The organism is Dolichospermum circinale AWQC131C (assembly GCF_000426905.1).
In the GTDB taxonomy this organism is placed as follows: domain Bacteria; phylum Cyanobacteriota; class Cyanobacteriia; order Cyanobacteriales; family Nostocaceae; genus Dolichospermum; species Dolichospermum circinale.
The window spans coordinates 1-225 of sequence record NZ_KE384660.1 but is presented as its reverse complement, the minus strand read 5'-3'; the positions used below and the strand labels follow the sequence as shown (position 1 = coordinate 225).

Here is a 225-nt window from a genome sequence, read left to right as displayed (position 1 = left end):
AACCCCAATCACTAAATTAGGATTGCCGGTCTGAATATCCCAAGCTTCAGGAGCGTCAATATCTGTGTCTGCTGTGTTATGTAGTCCCCATAGTTGAGGAAAGCCTGGGTCATTGGGGAATGTGGCTGCTTTGGTGACAATATAATCTCGCTCGATGTACTGGAATGTGGGACTATTTCTATATGTAGCTAGGGCAGTTTCTACAGAAGTTTTTCCAGATAATGT

Annotated in this window: 1 protein-coding gene; it reads right to left on the bottom strand. The window is 43.6% G+C overall.

The window, feature by feature from the left end:
• Positions 1–225, bottom strand: a 225-nt coding sequence (locus ACIR131C_RS26410; protein WP_196811826.1) for a hypothetical protein, incomplete at both ends; no start/stop codon positions are given.